Annotated in this window: 20 protein-coding genes; 13 read left to right on the forward strand and 7 right to left on the reverse strand. The window is 69.1% G+C overall.

All coding sequences use genetic code 11. From position 1 onward, the window contains the following. The first annotated feature begins 31 nt into the window (after positions 1-31). Genes M2165_RS16825 through M2165_RS16840 form a run of 4 tightly spaced genes read left to right on the forward strand, consistent with a single transcriptional unit; the run spans position 32 to position 3,176 of the window. Positions 32-907 (forward strand): ATP-binding cassette domain-containing protein, encoded by an 876-nt coding sequence (locus tag M2165_RS16825; protein ID WP_280815736.1) that lies wholly within the window; start codon positions 32-34, stop codon positions 905-907. Further along, positions 900-1,562 (forward strand): methionine ABC transporter permease, encoded by a 663-nt coding sequence (locus M2165_RS16830; protein ID WP_280815737.1) that lies wholly within the window; start codon positions 900-902, stop codon positions 1,560-1,562. Before M2165_RS16825 ends, M2165_RS16830 begins: the two co-directional genes overlap by 8 nt. 41 nt (positions 1,563-1,603) lie before the next feature. After that, positions 1,604-2,425, forward strand: coding sequence for a MetQ/NlpA family ABC transporter substrate-binding protein (locus tag M2165_RS16835; protein ID WP_280815738.1), 822 nt, complete (start codon positions 1,604-1,606; stop codon positions 2,423-2,425). 46 nt (positions 2,426-2,471) lie between these two features. Then, on the forward strand, positions 2,472-3,176 hold the full coding sequence (locus M2165_RS16840; RefSeq protein ID WP_280815739.1) for an amino acid racemase: 705 nt from the start codon (positions 2,472-2,474) through the stop codon (positions 3,174-3,176). Here M2165_RS16840 and M2165_RS16845 read toward each other — a convergent pair. Next, positions 3,173-4,099 (reverse strand): alpha/beta hydrolase, encoded by a 927-nt coding sequence (locus M2165_RS16845; protein WP_280815740.1) that lies wholly within the window; start codon positions 4,097-4,099, stop codon positions 3,173-3,175. The genes M2165_RS16840 and M2165_RS16845 overlap by 4 nt on opposite strands. Before the next feature lie 64 nt (positions 4,100-4,163). On the opposite strand from M2165_RS16845, the gene M2165_RS16850 reads away from it, so the two are divergent. The 4 genes from M2165_RS16850 to M2165_RS16865 all read left to right on the forward strand — a co-directional run bounded on the left by M2165_RS16850 (position 4,164) and on the right by M2165_RS16865 (position 6,829). Next, a complete protein-coding gene (locus M2165_RS16850) occupies positions 4,164-5,225 on the forward strand; it encodes an aldo/keto reductase (RefSeq protein WP_280815741.1) in 1,062 nt (353 codons plus the stop codon). A 32-nt stretch (positions 5,226-5,257) separates the two neighbouring features. Next, positions 5,258-5,752: an aminoacyl-tRNA deacylase gene (locus M2165_RS16855; RefSeq protein WP_280815742.1), complete on the forward strand. Its 495-nt coding sequence runs from the start codon at positions 5,258-5,260 to the stop codon at positions 5,750-5,752. Between the two features lie 70 nt (positions 5,753-5,822). Continuing rightward, positions 5,823-6,458, forward strand: a complete 636-nt coding sequence (gene plsY / locus M2165_RS16860) for a glycerol-3-phosphate 1-O-acyltransferase PlsY (RefSeq protein WP_280815743.1) — start codon at positions 5,823-5,825, stop codon at positions 6,456-6,458. Positions 6,459-6,475: 17 nt separating this feature from the next. Then, on the forward strand, positions 6,476-6,829 hold the full coding sequence (locus M2165_RS16865) for a RidA family protein (RefSeq protein WP_280815744.1): 354 nt from the start codon (positions 6,476-6,478) through the stop codon (positions 6,827-6,829). A 10-nt stretch (positions 6,830-6,839) separates the two neighbouring features. Here M2165_RS16865 and M2165_RS16870 read toward each other — a convergent pair whose 3' ends face one another. Both M2165_RS16870 and M2165_RS16875 read right to left on the reverse strand, forming a co-directional pair. Further along, a complete protein-coding gene (locus tag M2165_RS16870) occupies positions 6,840-7,484 on the reverse strand; it encodes a retropepsin-like aspartic protease (RefSeq protein ID WP_280815745.1) in 645 nt (214 codons plus the stop codon). Between the two features lie 103 nt (positions 7,485-7,587). Beyond that, the gene (locus M2165_RS16875; protein ID WP_176667230.1) at positions 7,588-8,073 is read right to left on the reverse strand and encodes a YajQ family cyclic di-GMP-binding protein; all 486 of its coding nucleotides are present in this window, start codon (positions 8,071-8,073) and stop codon (positions 7,588-7,590) included. Positions 8,074-8,119: 46 nt separating this feature from the next. On the opposite strand from M2165_RS16875, the gene murB reads away from it, so the two are divergent. Together murB and M2165_RS16885 are read left to right on the forward strand one after the other, a co-directional pair. After that, on the forward strand, positions 8,120-9,172 hold the full coding sequence (murB, locus tag M2165_RS16880; RefSeq protein WP_280815746.1) for a UDP-N-acetylmuramate dehydrogenase: 1,053 nt from the start codon (positions 8,120-8,122) through the stop codon (positions 9,170-9,172). Positions 9,173-9,176: 4 nt separating this feature from the next. Then, a complete protein-coding gene (locus M2165_RS16885; RefSeq protein ID WP_280815747.1) occupies positions 9,177-10,016 on the forward strand; it encodes a hypothetical protein in 840 nt (279 codons plus the stop codon). Positions 10,017-10,090: 74 nt separating this feature from the next. Here the strand turns inward: M2165_RS16885 and argG are convergent, their stop codons facing one another. The 4 genes from argG to M2165_RS16905 all read right to left on the reverse strand — a co-directional run bounded on the left by argG (position 10,091) and on the right by M2165_RS16905 (position 12,886). Further along, on the reverse strand, positions 10,091-11,431 hold the full coding sequence (gene argG, locus M2165_RS16890) for an argininosuccinate synthase (protein ID WP_280815748.1): 1,341 nt from the start codon (positions 11,429-11,431) through the stop codon (positions 10,091-10,093). Between the two features lie 21 nt (positions 11,432-11,452). After that, a complete protein-coding gene (locus M2165_RS16895; protein WP_280815749.1) occupies positions 11,453-11,779 on the reverse strand; it encodes a pyrimidine/purine nucleoside phosphorylase in 327 nt (108 codons plus the stop codon). A gap of 84 nt (positions 11,780-11,863) precedes the next feature. Further along, a complete protein-coding gene (locus M2165_RS16900; protein ID WP_280815750.1) occupies positions 11,864-12,475 on the reverse strand; it encodes a hypothetical protein in 612 nt (203 codons plus the stop codon). A 57-nt stretch (positions 12,476-12,532) separates the two neighbouring features. Further along, a complete protein-coding gene (locus M2165_RS16905; RefSeq protein ID WP_280815751.1) occupies positions 12,533-12,886 on the reverse strand; it encodes an ArsC family reductase in 354 nt (117 codons plus the stop codon). A gap of 36 nt (positions 12,887-12,922) precedes the next feature. Between M2165_RS16905 and folC the strand changes: the two genes are divergently transcribed. From folC to M2165_RS16920, 3 genes are read left to right on the forward strand one after another with little or no spacing between them, the layout of a single operon-like run. Beyond that, on the forward strand, positions 12,923-14,230 hold the full coding sequence (gene folC / locus M2165_RS16910) for a bifunctional tetrahydrofolate synthase/dihydrofolate synthase (RefSeq protein WP_280815752.1): 1,308 nt from the start codon (positions 12,923-12,925) through the stop codon (positions 14,228-14,230). 59 nt (positions 14,231-14,289) lie between these two features. Beyond that, the gene (locus tag M2165_RS16915) at positions 14,290-15,165 is read left to right on the forward strand and encodes an SPOR domain-containing protein (RefSeq protein ID WP_280815753.1); all 876 of its coding nucleotides are present in this window, start codon (positions 14,290-14,292) and stop codon (positions 15,163-15,165) included. A 21-nt stretch (positions 15,166-15,186) separates the two neighbouring features. Continuing rightward, complete coding sequence (locus M2165_RS16920; protein ID WP_280815754.1) at positions 15,187-15,672, forward strand: CvpA family protein; 486 nt, start codon at positions 15,187-15,189, stop codon at positions 15,670-15,672. Positions 15,673-15,674: the final 2 nt, after the last annotated feature.

Genomic DNA, 15,674 nt, shown 5'->3' on the forward strand with positions numbered 1-15,674 from the left:
CTGCCTCGCGTGGGCCGTTCTTTTTTTCCTCATGACCCAGTCTTCGCCCGATGCGGGCCGCGCGGTGGGCGCGGAACCCGTCATCCGTCTTCAATCGGTGCAGAAATCCTTCGCCCTGCCCAGCGGCGAGGTGTTCGACGCGGTGCATTCGCTGTCGCTCGACATCCAGCCGGGCGACGTGTTCGGCCTGATCGGCAAGAGCGGCGCCGGCAAGTCGACGCTGCTGCGCCTGATCAACCTGCTCGAGCGGCCCGACGCGGGCCGGGTGTTCGTGGGCGGGCGCGACCTGACCACGCTCTCGCGCCGCGAGCTGCGCGACACGCGCCAGAACATCGGCATGATCTTCCAGCAGTTCAACCTGCTGCAGAACGCCACGGTGTTCGACAACGTGGCCTTTCCGCTCAAGATCCATGGCCGCCATTCGCGCGCCGAGATCGATGCGCGCGTGCGCGAGTGCCTCGCGCTCGTGGGCCTGTCGGAAAAGATCGACACCTACCCGGCCCAGCTCTCGGGCGGGCAGAAGCAGCGCGTGGCCATCGCGCGCGCGCTCGCGCCGCGGCCGCAGGTGCTCCTGTGCGACGAGCCGACCTCGGCGCTCGATTCCGAAACCACGCGCGCGCTGCTCGAGACGCTGCGCGACATCAACCAGAAGATCGGCGTGACCATCGTGATCGTCACGCACGAGCTCTCGGTGGTCGAGGTGCTGTGCCGCAACGTGGCGATCCTGGAGAAGGGCCGCCTCGTGGAGCAGTTCGCGGTGGAGGACGCACCCAGGGCCGAGCGCCGCACCGCGCTGGGCCGCGAGATCGACGCGCTGGTGCGCCGCCGCGAACGCGAGGCGCGCGAAGACCGCGAGCGCGCACTGGCGCCGGCGCCCCAGGGCGCGCTGGAGGTGGCCTATGTTTGAGAACATCGCGCCGATCCTGCCGGAGCTGTGGGTCGCCACCGGGCAGACCTTCATGATGCTGGCCATCGGCCTCTCGGCCGCGGTGCTCGTCGGCGGGCCGCTCGGCATCCTGCTGTTCCTGCTCGGGCCGGGGCAATCGCTCGCCAACAAGCCGGCGTTCCTGGTGCTCAACTGGCTGGTGAACACCGTGCGTTCGTTCCCGTTCATCATCCTGCTGGTGGCGCTGGTGCCGTTCACGCGCGTGATCGCGGGCACCTCGATCGGGCCGCTCGCGGCCGCGGTGCCGCTGTCGTTCGCGGCCATTCCGTACTTCGCGCGGCTGGTCGACCAGTGCCTGCGCGAAGTGCCGCGCGGCGTGATCGAGGCCGCGCATGCGATGGGCGCCTCGGAGCTGCAGATCGTCTGGCGCGTGCTGATCGTCGAGGCGCGCTCGGGCCTGGTGCTCGCGCTCACGGTGCTGGCGGTGAGCTTCCTCTCCTACTCGGCGATCGCCGGCGTGGTGGGCGGCGGCGGCATCGGCGATCTCGCGATCCGCTACGGCTACTACCGCTTCCAGACCGACGTGATGGTGCTCACCGTGGCGCTGCTCGTGGTGCTGGTGCAGATCCTGCAGTTCGTGGGCAACAGCACCGCGCGCCGGCTCGACAAGCGCTGATTTCTCTTTCCTTCCCCCTCTGTTCTTTTCTTTCTGATTCCATGAAAACCGCACTGCTGCGCCGCTCCGTTCTCGCCCTTTCGCTCGCCGCCTTCGCGCTCGGCGGCGCTTCGCTCGCCCAGGCCCAGGAGGCCAAGAAGAACCTGGTGATCGGCGGCACCGCCGGCTCCAATGCCGATCAGCTCAAGGTCGGCATCGTGCCCATCCTCGAGAAGAAGGGCTACAAGGTGAAGCTGGTCGAGTTCAACGACTACGTGCAGCCCAATCTCGCGCTCGCGCAGGGTTCGCTCGACGCCAACTTCTTCCAGCACCAGGTCTACCTGAAGAAGTTCGCGGCCGACCAGAAGCTCGACCTCGCCGAACTCGTGCAGGGCCCGATCGCGCCGATGGGCATCTACTCGACCAAGCGCAAGTCGCTGGCCGAGGCGAAGGAGGGCGACCGCGTGACGCTGCCGAACGACCCGAGCAACCTCGCGCGCGCGCTCGTGCTGCTCGAGCAGAACAAGCTCCTCACGCTCAAGCCGGGCATCGACGCGCTGCGCGCCACCGAGCGCGACGTGGCCGAGAACCCGAAGAAGCTCAAGTTCATCCCGCTGGAGGCCGCGCAGCTGCCGCGCTCGCTCGGCGACACCGAATACGCCATCGTCAACGGCAACTTCGCGATCTCGTCGGGCCTGAAGCTCACCGAGGCCGTGGTGCTCGAGAAGACGCCCGACTATTACCTGAACGTGGTCGCCGTGAAGAGCGCGGACAAGAACACGCCCTGGGCGCGCGACATCGCCGACGCCTACCGCTCGAAGGAGTTCAAGGCCGTGGTCGACAGCAAGTTCCCGGGCTACGCGAAGCCGGCCTTCCTGCAGTAGGCCCGCGCGGTTGCCGTCGCGCTCGGGCCGCTTGTAGGATGTGCGGATGACCCAGCACATCGGAATCGTCGGCTGCTCCGCCGAAGGCGCGGCGCTCTGCTATCAGACCATCTGCGTGGAGGGCGCGGCGCTGCTCGGCCCGCATGCGCACCCCGAGGTGTCGATGCACACGCCCTCGCTCGCCGATTACATGACGCACATCTACGAGGACGACTGGCGCGGCGTGGGCGAGGTGATGCTCGCTTCCGCGAACAAGCTCGCGAAGACGGGCGCCGACTTTCTGGTCTGCCCCGACAACACCATCCACCAGGCGCTGCCCTTCATCGAGGCGCGTTCGCCGCTGCCCTGGCTGCACATCGCGGGCTGCGTGGCCGAGGAGGCGTCGCGCCGCGGCTTCCGCCGCCTCGCGCTCACGGGTACGCGCTGGCTGGTCGAGAGCGAGGTCTATCCCGAGAAGCTCTCGGCCATGGGGCTCGAATGCGTCCGCCCCACCGCCGAGGAGCGCGAGGAGATCAACCGCATCATCATGGACGAGCTGGTCTGCGGCGTCTTCAAGCCCGAGGCTATCGCCACCTTTCGCCGCGTGATCCAGCGCATGCGCGAGCACGATGGCTGCGATGCGGTCATCCTCGGCTGCACCGAGATCCCGCTGATCATGAACGACGTGAATTCGCCGCTGCCGACGCTCGATTCGACGCGGCTGCTCGCGCGCGCGGCGCTGCGCCGCGCGACCGGGCGGCAGAACGCCTAGGCGGTGAAGTCTTCGATCAGCCGCGCCACGCGCTCGGGCTGGTCGTGGTGCAGCATGTGGCCCGCGTCGGCCAGCCGCTCGATGCGCACGGAGGCCACCGACGCGAGCCGCTGGTGGAATTCGTCGAGCGTGTAGCGGTTCTTCCACCAGCCCTGCAGGCTGTCGTCCGAGGCCTCCACCATCAGCGTGGGCGCCGTGATGCGCGCATAGAGCGCGAGCGTCTCGTCGACGCGGAAGATGTTCGCATTGACGATCTTGTGTGCCGCGTCGCCGAGGATCTGCCAGCGCGCGTTGCCGTCGGGCTGTGCCTGGCCGGCCGACCAGTGGCTGGCGAGCCACTGCGCCTTGTCGGACGAGAGGCGCGGATTGGTCTTCATGAGGCGGCGCGCCACGCCGTCGACGGCGGAATAGGTCGCGAGTGCCAGTTCGCCGCGGTGCAGCCGCTTGAGTTCTTCGATCCACTGGCCGTAGCGCGCGGGCGCTTCCTCGGGCTGGCGCGCGGGCATGCCGAAGCCTTCGAGGTTCACGAGCCGGCGGATGCGGCCCGGGCGCACGCCCGCGTAGTGCATCGCGACGTTGCCGCCCATGCTGTGGCCCACGAGGTCCACCGCCTGCGCGGCCTCGCCTTCGCCGGCGTAGTGGTCGAGCAGCCATTCGAGGTCGGCGAGGTAGTCGGGCGTCCAGTAGTTGTCGACGCCGCCGCCCGCGGTGAGGCCGAAGCCGCGCCAGTCGGGCGCGACGATGAAGCGCTCCTCGGCCATGGCGTCGACCACGAACTGCCACGAGGCGGCCACGTCCATCCAGCCGTGCAGCAGCACCAGCGGCGGGCGTGCGGCGGAAGGGCTGCCCCAGACGCGCACGTGGTACTGGAGGTTGCGCACGGGCACGAATTCGCTGCGCGAGAGACGGAGGGCTGGGTACATGGGGGCCGATGATACGGAGCGCGGCGCGCCGGCGAAGTCCGGCAGACGACAGTACATTCGGGCGATGCAGAAAATCCAACTCGGTCAGAGCGACCTCCACGTCACCCCCGTCTGCCTCGGCACCATGACCTTCGGCGAGCAGGTCGACGAAGCCTCCGCCCACGCCATCCTGAGCCGCGCGCTCGAACGCGGCGTGGATTTCATCGACACCGCCGAGATGTACGCCGTGCCCACGCGCCGCGAGACCTACGGCGCGACCGAGACCATCATCGGCAACTGGTTCGCCGCCAATCCCGGCGTGCGCCAGCGCGTGGTGCTCGCGACCAAGGTGGCCGGGCCCGCGCGCAACACGCCCTGGGTGCGCGAAGGCGAGGGCATGACGGCGGCCGACATCGTGGCCTCGTGCGATGCGAGCCTGAAGCGGCTGCGCACCGACGTGATCGACCTCTACCAGATCCACTGGCCCGAGCGCCATGTGCCGGCCTTCGGCAACCTCTACTACGACCCGCAGAAGGAGCGTTCGCAGACCCCGATCCGCGAGCAGCTCGAAGCCTTCGCGGGGCTGGTGAAGGCGGGCAAGGTGCGCGCGATCGGCCTGTCGAACGAGACGCCCTACGGTGTGCACGAGTTCGTGCGCCTGGCCGAGCAGCACGGTCTGCCGCGCGTGGCCTCGGTGCAGAACGTCTACAACCTCGCGAGCCGCTTCGTCGAGAACGGCCTCGACGAGACGATGCACCGCCTCGGCGTGTCGCTGCTCGCCTACTCGCCGCTGGCCTACGGCCTGCTGACGGGTAAGTACGACCAGAGCGGCATCGTGGGCCCCGAGGCGCCGCAGGAGGGGCGCATCGCGCGCTACGAATCGGTGCGCAAGCTGCGCTGGGGCCGGCCCGAGGCGCTCGCCGCGGCGCGGCGCTACAACCAGCTCGCGCGCGACCACGGCCTCACGCCGGTGCAGCTCGCGCTCGGCTTCTGCCGCGCCAAGTGGCAGGTGGCGAGCACGATCATCGGCGTGACCACGCTGGCGCAGCTCGACGAGGACATCGACGCCTGGGGCACCGGGATTTCGCCGGCGCTGCTGGAAGAGATCGACCGCATCCGCTGGGAGATGCGCGACCCGGCGAACTGAGGCCGCAGACGCTGCTACGCTCGGCGCCCGCCATGGCCAAGAAGAACGTCCACGTCTCCGAAACCCCCGCGACCCAGCTGCTGCGCGCGGCGAAGGTCGAATTCACCGAGCATCCCTACGAGTACATGGAGCACGGCGGCGCCCAGCGCGGCGCCGAGATGCTCGGGCTCGATCCGTTCATGGTCATCAAGACGCTGGTGATGCAGGACCAGGACGCGAAGCCGCTGATCGTGCTGATGCACGGCAACCGCACGGTGTCGACCAAGAACCTCGCGCGGCAGATCGGCGCCAAGTCGGTCGAGCCCTGCAAGCCCGAGGTGGCGCAGCGCCACAGCGGCTACATGGTGGGCGGCACCTCGCCGTTCGGCACCCGGCGCGAGATGCCGGTCTACATCGAAGCCAGCGCCCTCGCGCTGCCGCGCATCGTGCTCAACGGCGGCCGGCGCGGCTACCTGATCGGCATCGATCCGCAGGTCTGCGTGCGGCTGCTCGGCGCGAAGCCGGTGGAATGCGCGCTGGCAGAATAGCCGGCCCGCCGGCGATGCGCCGGCCGCCAGAACCAGAACGAAGAACATCCATCCTCCGTGGAGCCCTGCCTTGAGCCTTGACCTGCCTTCCCTCGTCGCGATCGTCGTCTCGTACCTGATCGGGTCGCTCTCCTTCGCCGTCATCGTGAGCAAGGCGCTCGGCATGGCCGATCCGCGCAGCTACGGCAGCAAGAACCCGGGCGCCACCAACGTGCTGCGCTCGGGCAACAAGGGCGCGGCGCTCGCGACGCTGCTGCTCGACGCGCTCAAGGGCTGGCTGCCGGTGTTCCTGATCCGGCATTTCGGCGCGCAGTGGGGGCTGGGCGAAGGCGTGGCCGCGCTCGCGGGCCTGGCGGCTTTCCTCGGCCACCTCTATCCGGTGTTCTTCGGCTTCCAGGGCGGCAAGGGCGTGGCCACCGCGGCGGGCGTGCTCGTGGGCGTCTCGCCCTGGCTCGGGCTCGCCACCGGCGCGACATGGCTGATCATCGCGGTGTTCTTCCGCTACTCGTCGCTCGCTTCGCTGGTGGCGGCCTTCTTCGCGCCGGCCTACTACCTGCTCGGCGGCAACATCGCCTGGCCGCTCGACCGCACGGCGCTGATCGCGATCGTCGTCATGAGCCTGCTGCTCGTGTGGCGGCATCGAGAGAACATCCGCCGCTTGGCGGCCGGCACCGAGTCGAAGCTCGGCGCCAAGAAAAAAGCTTGAACACCCTAAGGAAACCCATGGCCTCCATCACCCGCCACCACGTCGGCCCGCGCCTCTCGGAAACGGCCGTGCACAACGGCACCGTCTACCTTGCGGGCCAGGTGCCCGACGACACCACGCAGGACATCCGCGGCCAGACCGCCCAGGTGCTGGCGATGGTCGACCGCCTGCTGGCCGAGGTCGGCAGCGACAAGTCGCGCATCCTGATGACGCAGATCTTTCTGGCCGACATCGGCGACATCGCGGCGATGAACGAGGTCTGGGACGCCTGGATTCCCGCCGGCAACACCCCGCCGCGCGCGACGGTGCAGGCCAAGATGGCCAACGCCGCCTACAAGATCGAGATCGTCGTCACGGCTGCGCAGGCCTGAGCGGCCAGGGTCAGAATCGCTTTTCCAGGACCATCTGGTCCGCGTCTCGGCGCATCGAGAAGCGGTTGATGAAGCTGTTGCCCAGCAGCACGAAGGGCATGGGCTGCTGCGAGACGATGGCGTCGATGTCGTAGACCTCGACGTCGCCCACCCGCACCGACTGCAGCCGCAGCCGATAGCCCAGGGCCACGCCGTTGGCGGTGTTCATCTGCACCCGCTGCCCTTTGCTGTAGTCGAGCCCGATGCGCTGCGCGTCGGCCGCCGAAAGCGCCACGGTGGTCGCGCCGGTGTCGAGCATGAAGGTGACGGGCCGCCCGTTGATCGCCCCTTGCGTCATGAAATGCCCGCGGCTGTCGGCCGGCAGCACGATGCGGTTGCCGCCCGCGCCGGTGCCGGCACCGGCGCCGATGCTCACGGGCGTGTCCATGCGCAGCGTGACGCGCTTGCCGCCCGATTCGACGACGGCCTGCTCGGCCTGCAGCGACACGAGCTTCACGCCCTGGAAAGTCTCGCCGACCGCCACCGTCTTGGGCGGTGCGCCGTTGACGATCAGGATCGCGCGGCTGCCGATGGTGCCGGTCAGCATGACCGAATCGGCCGCGTAGGCGCCCGCCGTGGCGAGCAGCAACTGCGCGGCGACAACCAGGCTTTTCATCCGAGGTGTCCATGCGAGGGCACCCGCGGAACCGGCTTTGCCGGGCCGCCGGGTGCGCCCCCCAGTGGGGGGAGGCGCCGCAGGCGCTTCGGGGGGCGTCTCATCAATCGCGGAAGTTGTTGAAAGTCAAGGGCATGTCGGGCACATCCTTCTTGATGAGCGCCATCGCCGCCTGCAGGTCGTCGCGCTTGGCGCCGGTGATGCGCACCGCGTCGCCCTGGATCGCGGCCTGCACCTTGAGCTTGCTGTCCTTGACGATGCGGGTGATCTTCTTGGCCTGCTCGCTCTCGATGCCGCTCTTGATCTTGATCACCTGCTTGACCTTGTCGCCGCCCATCTTCTGCACGTCGCCCTTGTCGAGGAAGCGCACGTCGACGCTGCGCTTGGTGAGCTTGTTGCGAAGGATGTCCTCGACCTGCACGAGCTGGAACTCGGCATCGCCGATCATGGTGATTTCCTTGTCCTTGAGCTCGACCGCGGCGGCGGTGCCCTTGAAGTCGAAGCGCGTCGCGATTTCCTTGGCGGTGTTCTCGACCGCGTTCTTCACTTCGGGCAGGTTGGGTTCGCAGACGGTATCGAAGGACGGCATGGACTCTCTCTCCTGATTCACGGTAGCTGGATGCGACAATTCTCCCATGATCGTGGAGAACAACGTCCCGCTGCAGCCGTACAACAGCTTCGGCATCGCCGCGCGCGCGCTGCACCTGGCGCGCATCGCGAGCGAGGCCGACGTGGCCGCGCTGCGGGCCGACCCCCGCTGGCGCGATGCGCCGCGCTTCGTGCTCGGCGGGGGCAGCAACATCGTGATCACGGGCGACGTCAAGCCGCTGGTGCTCAAGGTCGAGATCAAGGGCCTGCGGCTGGTCGAGGAGACCCCGCGCGCCTGGATCGTCGAGGCCGGCGCGGGCGAGATCTGGCACGACGCGGTGAAGTGGATGCTCGACCACGGCTATCCCGGCCTCGAGAACCTCGCGCTGATCCCGGGCACCGTGGGCGGCGCGCCGGTGCAGAACATCGGCGCCTACGGCGTGGAGCTGCAGGACCGCTTCGATTCGCTCGACGCGATCGACCTCGACACCGGCCGCACGTTCACGCTCGATGCGGCGCAGTGCGCCTTCGGCTACCGCGATTCGGTGTTCAAGCACGTGCCGGCCGGGCCGAACGATTTCGGGCTCTCGGGCCGCGCGCTGATCACGCGCGTGCGCTTCCGGCTGCCCAAGCCGTGGAAGCCGGTGGTGGGCTACCTCGATCTCGAACGCAAGATGGAGGAAACGGGCAACTTCACGCCCAGCGCCAGCGACGTGTTCGACTGGATTTGCGCCATCCGCCGCGCCAAGCTGCCCGACTGGCGCGTGCTCGGCAACGCCGGCAGCTTCTTCAAGAACCCGACGGTCACGCCGGAGCAGTGCGCGGACATCATCGCGCGCGATCCGAAGATCGTGCACTACCCGATGGACGACGGCAGCATCAAGCTCGCGGCCGGCTGGCTCATCGACGCCTGCGGCTGGAAGGGCAAGTCGGTCGGCAATGCCGGCGTCTACGAGAAGCAGGCGCTGGTGCTGGTGAACCGCGGCGGCCTCGAGAACCCGGTCACCGGCGGCGAGGTGATGACGCTCGCGAAGGCGATCCAGACCAGCGTCTACGAGCGCTTCGGCATCCGGCTCGAGCCGGAGCCGGTGGTGGTCTGACCGCATGGAACTGGACTTCCTGCACCTGAATTTCCGCCGCCGCATCGCGGCCCTGGTCTGGGCCCGGCGCGCCGTGCTGCTCGCCGGCCTGGCGGCGCTGGCCTTCTTCTTCGCGCGCCGGGGCTGGGCGATGCTGCCGCTGGTGCTGGCGGCCTGGGCGCTCGCGGCCGCGCTGGGCTACATGCAGGGCAGCCTGCGCCGGCAGTTCATCCGCGAGGCGCGGCTGCCGCCGTTCCTGCTCGGCAAGCTGATGGCGGCGCATCCGGGGCTCGGCCGGCGCGACGCCGAGCTGGTGCTGCGCGGACTGCGGCAGTTCTTCATGGCCCACCTGCGCAGCGGCCGCAGGTTCGTGGCGATGCCCTCGAAGGTGGTCGACACCGCCTGGCACGAGTTCATCCTGCACACGCAGGGCTACCAGCACTGGTGCCAGGCGGCCTTCGGCGGCATGCTGCACCACAGCCCGGCCGAGGTGCTCGGGCGCGACGCGCGGCGCAACGACGGGCTGCGCCGCAGCTGGTACTGGGCCTGCAAGGAGGAGAGCATCGACCCACGCCGGCCGGCGCGGCTGCCGCTGCTGTTCGCGCTCGACGCCAAGTTCGGCATTCCGGGCGGCTTCGCCTACGTGCCCGACTGCCGCGACATCGACCGGCAGAGCGGCTCGGGCGCGCATTGCGGCACCAGCTTCGGCGATTCCTCGTCCTCGGACGGCGGCAGCGCGGGCGATGCGGCGGGCTTCGGCGGCAGCGAGTCGGGCGGCGGCGGTGGCGACGGCGGAGGCGGGGATTCCTCGGGTGGCGACGGCGGTGGTTGCGGCGGCGGCTGCGGAGGCGGCGGCGGGGACTGAGCGCCGCCCGCGGCAGGCAAAAGAAAAACGGGCCACGCGGGCCCGTTTTCTTCATCGCCGCGCGGCGGCCGCCGTCACTTGGCGTCTTCGTCGTTCGCGAGCTTGGGCAACGAGGCGCCCTGGCCGGACGACAGCAGCCCGGTCTGCGTGTAGATCGCGAGCTTCTCGCGCGTGTCGACGATGTCGAGGTTGCGCATGGTCAGCTGGCCGATGCGGTCCAGCGGCGTGAAGGCGCCCTCGACCTTTTCCATGCTCAGGCGCTCGGGCTTGTAGGTGAGGTTGGGCGACTCGGTGTTGAGGATCGAATAGTCGTTGCCGCGGCGCAGCTCGACGGTCACTTCGCCGGTGATCGCGCGCGCCACCCAGCGCTGGGCCGTCTCGCGCAGCATGATCGCCTGCGGGTCGAACCAGCGGCCCTGGTAGAGCAGGCGGCCGAGCTTGCGGCCGTGGTCGCGGTACTGCTCGATCGTGTCTTCATTGTGGATGCCCGTGACCAGGCGCTCGTAGGCGATGAACAGCAGCGCGAGGCCGGGCGCCTCGTAGATGCCGCGGCTCTTGGCCTCGATGATGCGGTTCTCGATCTGGTCGCTCATGCCCAGGCCGTGGCGGCCGCCGATGCGGTTGGCCTCGAGGATCAGCTCGACCAGGTTCGGGTAGCTCACGCCGTTGAGCGCGACCGGCACCCCCTGCTCGAAGCGCACCGAGACGGTCTCGCGCTTGACCTCGACCTCGTCCTTCCAGAACGCCACGCCCATGATGGGCTGCACGATCTGGATGCCGCTGTTCAGGTGCTCGAGGTCCTTGGCCTCGTGCGTGGCACCGAGCATGTTCGAGTCGGTGGAGTAGGCCTTCTCGGCCGACATCTTGTAGGCGAAGCCGGCCTTCTGCATGAAGGCGGACATTTCGGCGCGGCCGCCGAGCTCGTCGATGAAGACCTGGTCGAGCCAGGGCTTGTAGATCTTGAGGCTCGGGTTGGTCAGCAGGCCGTAGCGGTAGAAGCGCTCGATGTCGTTGCCCTTGTAGGTGCTGCCGTCGCCCCAGATGTGGACGTCGTCTTCCTTCATGGCCGACACCAGCATCGTGCCCGTGACGGCGCGGCCCAGCGGCGTGGTGTTGAAGTAGGTCACGCCCGCGGTCGTGACGTGGAACGCGCCGGCCTGCAGCGCGGCGATGCCTTCGTTCGCGAGCTGGGCGCGGCAGTCGATCAGGCGCGCGTTCTCGGCGCCGTAGAGCATCGCCTTGCGCGGGATCTCGTCGTAGTCGGGCTCATCGGGCTGGCCGAGGTTGGCGGTGTAGGCGTAGGGGATCGCGCCCTTGTTGCGCATCCAGTGCAGCGCCGCGCTGGTATCGAGGCCGCCCGAGAAGGCGATGCCGACCTTCTGGCCGGCGGGAACGTTCTGAAGAATGGTCGACATGGGGTGCGTGTCCGTCTCGGTTCAGCCGAAGTGGCAGATGTAGCTGTAGGGCTCGCCGCTGACGCGGATCTGGAAGCTCGAGTTGCCCGGAACGCTGAACTTCTCGCCGGCGCCGGAGCGGACCCATTCGGTGCTTCCCGCGAGCTGGTATTCGCAGCTGCCGGCCGTGCCTTCCATGATCTCGGGCGCGCCGGTGTTGAAGGTGAGGGTGGACGGCAGGATCACGCCGACCGATTTCTTGGTGCCGTCCGCGAGCGTGAGGCTGTGGCTCACGCATTTGCCGTCGAAATACACATTGGCCTTGGTGGCCACTGCGGCGCTGTTGAGGGTGTCGGTAGTCGTCGTCATTGGAAGGCGCCGGCGCGCGGCGCAGCCCGAGGGGTTGGAAAGTCCCCGATTTTAGGGCTTGCCCGGTGCCCGCCCCCGGCGGCCTCAGCGCCAGTGCCGGTGATGCCAGCCGCCGCGGTAGCCGCCCCAGCCGCGCGAATAGCCGAGGTTCAGCGAGATGCCGACCGGCGGATAGACGTAGGGCTGCGCGTAGGGATAGGGGTAGGCGGGCTGCACGTAGACCGGCGCGGCATAGACCGGCGCCGGCCGCACGTACACCGGTGCCGGCGCGGGCGCGTTCGACACCACCACGCCGGGCTCGGGCACGACGTCGTCCCAGCGCCCGTCCTCGGGTTGCTGGTACTGCTGCGGGTAAGGCTGGTTCTGCGCATAGGGCTGGGCGCTGCCGGCCTCCACCGGATAGGCCTGCAACTGCGGCTGCGGTGCCACGGGCGAGGTGGTCACGCCGTAGGCATTGGCCTGGATCGGGATCGTCGCGCCGGGCCGGCTGTTCATGCGGGTGGTGTACTGGCGGCCGTTGTATTCGTAGGTGACGTTGTAGCTGACGTCGCTGCCGGTGGTTTCGCGGATCGGCGTGGCCGAGATCACCCGGGCCTGGACCACTTGCTGCTGCTGTGCCTGCGCGATGCCGGCGCCCGCGGCGAGCAGGCCGGCGGCCGACAGGCCCGCGAAGCTTCGAATGAGGTGTCTGTGCATGGTGTTCTCTCCTGCGGATCGAATTTGGAGGCCGGCGGACGGCGACGGTTCCGGGGTTTACACGGCGTTGACAGCCCAGGCTTCGGCGTCGAATCCCGTGGTAACGCCCTTTTTCGGGCCCCAGTTGACCACCGGCCGCTTGATCAGGCTCGGGTTGGCGAGCAGCACCGCGCGTGCCGAGGCCGCATCGACCACCGCGTTGCGCGTGGCCTCGTCGAGCCCGCGCCAGGTGGTGCCGCGGCGGTTGACCAGGGCCTCCCAGCCGGGCGCCGTCAGCCACCGGTCGAGTTGATCCTCGGGCACGCCCTGCTTCTTGAAATCGTGGAAGGTGTAGGCGACGCCGTGTTCGTCGAGCCAGGCGCGGGCGCGCTTGACGGTGTCGCAGTTGGGAATGCCGTAAAGGGTTGTCATGACCGCGATGATGCCCGCTGCGCCCGGTCGGCGACAATGCCGGCCTCCATGCAAACCCTTGACGACTGGCTCGCGCGCGCCGAGCAACTCCATCCGAAGAACATCGAGCTCGGCCTCGACCGCGCCAGGGAAATGGCCGGGCGCATGGGCCTGCGCTTCGACTGCCCGGTCATCACCGTGGCCGGCACCAACGGCAAGGGCTCGACCTGCGCCATGCTCGAATCGATCCTCACCCATGCGGGCTACCGCACGGCGGTCTTCACCTCGCCGCACCTGGTGCGCTTCGAGGAGCGGCTGCGGCTCGCGGGCGAGGCTGTCGACGCTTCCAAACTGATAGCAAACTTCGAGGCCGTCGAGGCCGCGCGCGGCGACCTGGCGCTGACGTACTTCGAGTTCACCACGCTCGGCATCCTGCGCTGCATGATCGAGGAGAAGCCCGACGTGGCGATCCTCGAAGTGGGGCTCGGCGGCCGGCTCGACGCGGTCAACATCATCGACACCGACTGCGCCGTCATCACGAGCATCGACCTCGACCACATGGACTACCTCGGCCCCGACCGCGAAAGCATCGGTTTCGAGAAGGCCGGCATCATGCGCGCCGGCAAGCCCGCGATCGTGAGCGACCCGATGCCGCCGCAGAGCGTGATCGACCATGCGGGCGCCATCGGCGCCGACCTCTGGCGCTTCGGCCACGACTTCAACGTGTCGGGCGACAAGCAGCAGTGGGGCTGGTCGGGCCGCGGGCGTCGCTACAGCGGGCTGGCCTATCCGGCGCTGCGCGGCGCGAACCAGCTGCTGAACGCCGCGGGCGTGCTCGCGGCCCTCGAGGCACTGCGGCCGCAGTTGCCGATCACCGCCCAGGCCGTGCGCAACGGGCTCGCGATGGTCGAGCTGCCGGGGCGCTTCCAGATCGTGCCGGGTGAGCCGGCGCTGGTGCTCGACGTGGCGCACAACGCGCACGCGGTCGCGGCGCTGGCCGAGAACCTCGACGCGATGGGCTTCTACCCCACCACGCACGCCGTGTTCGGCGTGATGGCCGACAAGGACCTCGCGCCGATCCTCGCGCGCATCGGGCCGCTGATCGACCGCTGGTACTTCACCGACCTGCCCACCCCGCGCGCCGCCAAGGCCGGCGATCTGCTCGCGCGCTGGCAGGCGCAGAACACCCGCGCGGACGCCTCCGGCAGCGTGCATGCGGGGCCCATGGAGGCGCTGCGCGCCGCGGTCGAGCGTGCGGACCCCGCTGATAGAATCGTGGTCTTCGGATCGTTCTTCACCGTGGGTGGCGTGCTCGAAAACGGCACCCCGCGGCTGCAAGCCAGACACCTGCCGCCGGGCGGCTGAAACGTCGAGCCGTCGCACCATCTGCCTTACCTCGCTGCACTCCTCAGGGATCGAACTTCATGGCGTTTTTCAAGTTCCGCACGCGCGGCCCTCAAGGCAACGAAGGACGCGGCGCACCGGCTGCGGTGCCGGCGGAAAGTGTCGAAACCCTGCGTCGCCGCGCGCGGCACCGGCTGGTGGGCGCGGCGGTCCTGGTGCTGCTGGGCGTGATCGGCTTTCCGCTGCTGTTCGACACCCAGCCGCGGCCCGTGGCGGTCGACATCCCGATCGAGATTCCCGACCGCAACAAGGTCAAGCCGCTACCGGTGCCGGCCACGCCGGCGCCCGCGACCGGCAACCAGAGCGCGGGCGACGGCGGTTCGCGAGTGGCGTCGTCGGTCGGCGGCATGATCACCGAGACCGCCGACGGCACCGAGATCGATCCCGCCAAGCCGGCGGCCAGCACCTCGCCCGCGGCGACCGCGCCCGCGGCCAAACCGGAACCGAAGCCCGAGCCCAAACCCGAGCCGAAGCCCGAACCGAAACCGAAGCCCGAGCCCAAGCCGGAACCCAAGCCCGAGCCGAAACCCGAACCCAAACCCGAGCCCAAGCCGGAACCGAAGCCCGCCAAGCCGGCGTCGACCGACGACGGCAGCCGCGCACGCGCGCTGCTCGAAGGCAAGCCGCCGGCGGCCGCGGCCGCCAAGCCGGCGGCTTCCGAGGAAGCGGGCCGCTTCGTGGTGCAGGTCGGCGCGTTCGCGGAGGCCGACAAGGCCCGCGAAGTGCGGCAGAAACTCGAGAAGGCGGGCCTGAAGACCTACGTGCACGTGGCCAAGACCTCGTCCGGCGAGCGCACGCGCGTGCGCGTCGGCCCGTTCGCCTCGCGCGCGGAGGCCGATCGTGCGGCGGAACGCGTCAAGGGCTTGTCTTTGCCGGCTGCGGTCCTCACGTTGTAGTGGCCGTCGCCTGCTGCCGCCGTGGCCCTGCTCGACTGGATCGCCGTCACGCTCGTCTTCGTGTCGATGCTGTTCGGCCTGGTGCGCGGGCTGGTGTTCGAGGTGATTTCGCTGGCCGGCTGGGTCGCGGCCTTCATCGCGGCCCAGTGGCTCGCGTCGGACGTGGCGGCATGGCTGCCGTTCGGCGACCCGCAGGCGACCTGGCGCTATCCGCTGGCCTTCGTGCTGGTGTTCGTGGCGGTGGCGTTCGGCGTGGGCCTGCTGGCGGCGCTGACGCGGAAGTTGATCGCGGCTGTCGGCCTCCGGCCGGTGGACCGGATGTTGGGTGGGGCCTTCGGAGCGGCGCGCGGCGTGGTAGCCCTGCTCGTGCTGGCGGTCGTTGTTCATTTGCTGGCGTTGAGCGACAGTGCCTGGTGGCGCGAATCGATCAGTGCCAGTGTTCTCGATGCGGCATTGCAGGGCCTGAAACCCGCGCTGCCTGAAAAGTTGGCAAGCTACCTGCCCTGAGA

Origin of the sequence: Variovorax sp. TBS-050B, assembly GCF_029893635.1 — a bacterium.
Taxonomy (GTDB): Bacteria; Pseudomonadota; Gammaproteobacteria; order Burkholderiales; family Burkholderiaceae_C; genus Variovorax.

Bases quoted from the DNA above. Each gene is read 5' to 3' on its own strand.
- M2165_RS16825 (WP_280815736.1), top strand. From the start codon at position 32: ATGACCCAGTCTTCGCCCGATGCGGGCCGCGCGGTGGGCGCGGAACCC.
- M2165_RS16830 (WP_280815737.1), top strand. From the start codon at position 900: ATGTTTGAGAACATCGCGCCGATCCTGCCGGAGCTGTGGGTCGCCACC.
- M2165_RS16835 (WP_280815738.1), top strand. From the start codon at position 1,604: ATGAAAACCGCACTGCTGCGCCGCTCCGTTCTCGCCCTTTCGCTCGCC.
- M2165_RS16840 (WP_280815739.1), top strand. From the start codon at position 2,472: ATGACCCAGCACATCGGAATCGTCGGCTGCTCCGCCGAAGGCGCGGCG.
- M2165_RS16845 (WP_280815740.1), bottom strand. From the start codon at position 4,099: ATGTACCCAGCCCTCCGTCTCTCGCGCAGCGAATTCGTGCCCGTGCGC.
- M2165_RS16850 (WP_280815741.1), top strand. From the start codon at position 4,164: ATGCAGAAAATCCAACTCGGTCAGAGCGACCTCCACGTCACCCCCGTC.
- M2165_RS16855 (WP_280815742.1), top strand. From the start codon at position 5,258: ATGGCCAAGAAGAACGTCCACGTCTCCGAAACCCCCGCGACCCAGCTG.
- M2165_RS16865 (WP_280815744.1), top strand. From the start codon at position 6,476: ATGGCCTCCATCACCCGCCACCACGTCGGCCCGCGCCTCTCGGAAACG.
- M2165_RS16870 (WP_280815745.1), bottom strand. From the start codon at position 7,484: ATGAAAAGCCTGGTTGTCGCCGCGCAGTTGCTGCTCGCCACGGCGGGC.
- M2165_RS16875 (WP_176667230.1), bottom strand. From the start codon at position 8,073: ATGCCGTCCTTCGATACCGTCTGCGAACCCAACCTGCCCGAAGTGAAG.
- murB (WP_280815746.1), top strand. From the start codon at position 8,120: ATGATCGTGGAGAACAACGTCCCGCTGCAGCCGTACAACAGCTTCGGC.
- M2165_RS16885 (WP_280815747.1), top strand. From the start codon at position 9,177: ATGGAACTGGACTTCCTGCACCTGAATTTCCGCCGCCGCATCGCGGCC.
- argG (WP_280815748.1), bottom strand. From the start codon at position 11,431: ATGTCGACCATTCTTCAGAACGTTCCCGCCGGCCAGAAGGTCGGCATC.
- M2165_RS16895 (WP_280815749.1), bottom strand. From the start codon at position 11,779: ATGACGACGACTACCGACACCCTCAACAGCGCCGCAGTGGCCACCAAG.
- M2165_RS16900 (WP_280815750.1), bottom strand. From the start codon at position 12,475: ATGCACAGACACCTCATTCGAAGCTTCGCGGGCCTGTCGGCCGCCGGC.
- M2165_RS16905 (WP_280815751.1), bottom strand. From the start codon at position 12,886: ATGACAACCCTTTACGGCATTCCCAACTGCGACACCGTCAAGCGCGCC.
- folC (WP_280815752.1), top strand. From the start codon at position 12,923: ATGCCGGCCTCCATGCAAACCCTTGACGACTGGCTCGCGCGCGCCGAG.
- M2165_RS16915 (WP_280815753.1), top strand. From the start codon at position 14,290: ATGGCGTTTTTCAAGTTCCGCACGCGCGGCCCTCAAGGCAACGAAGGA.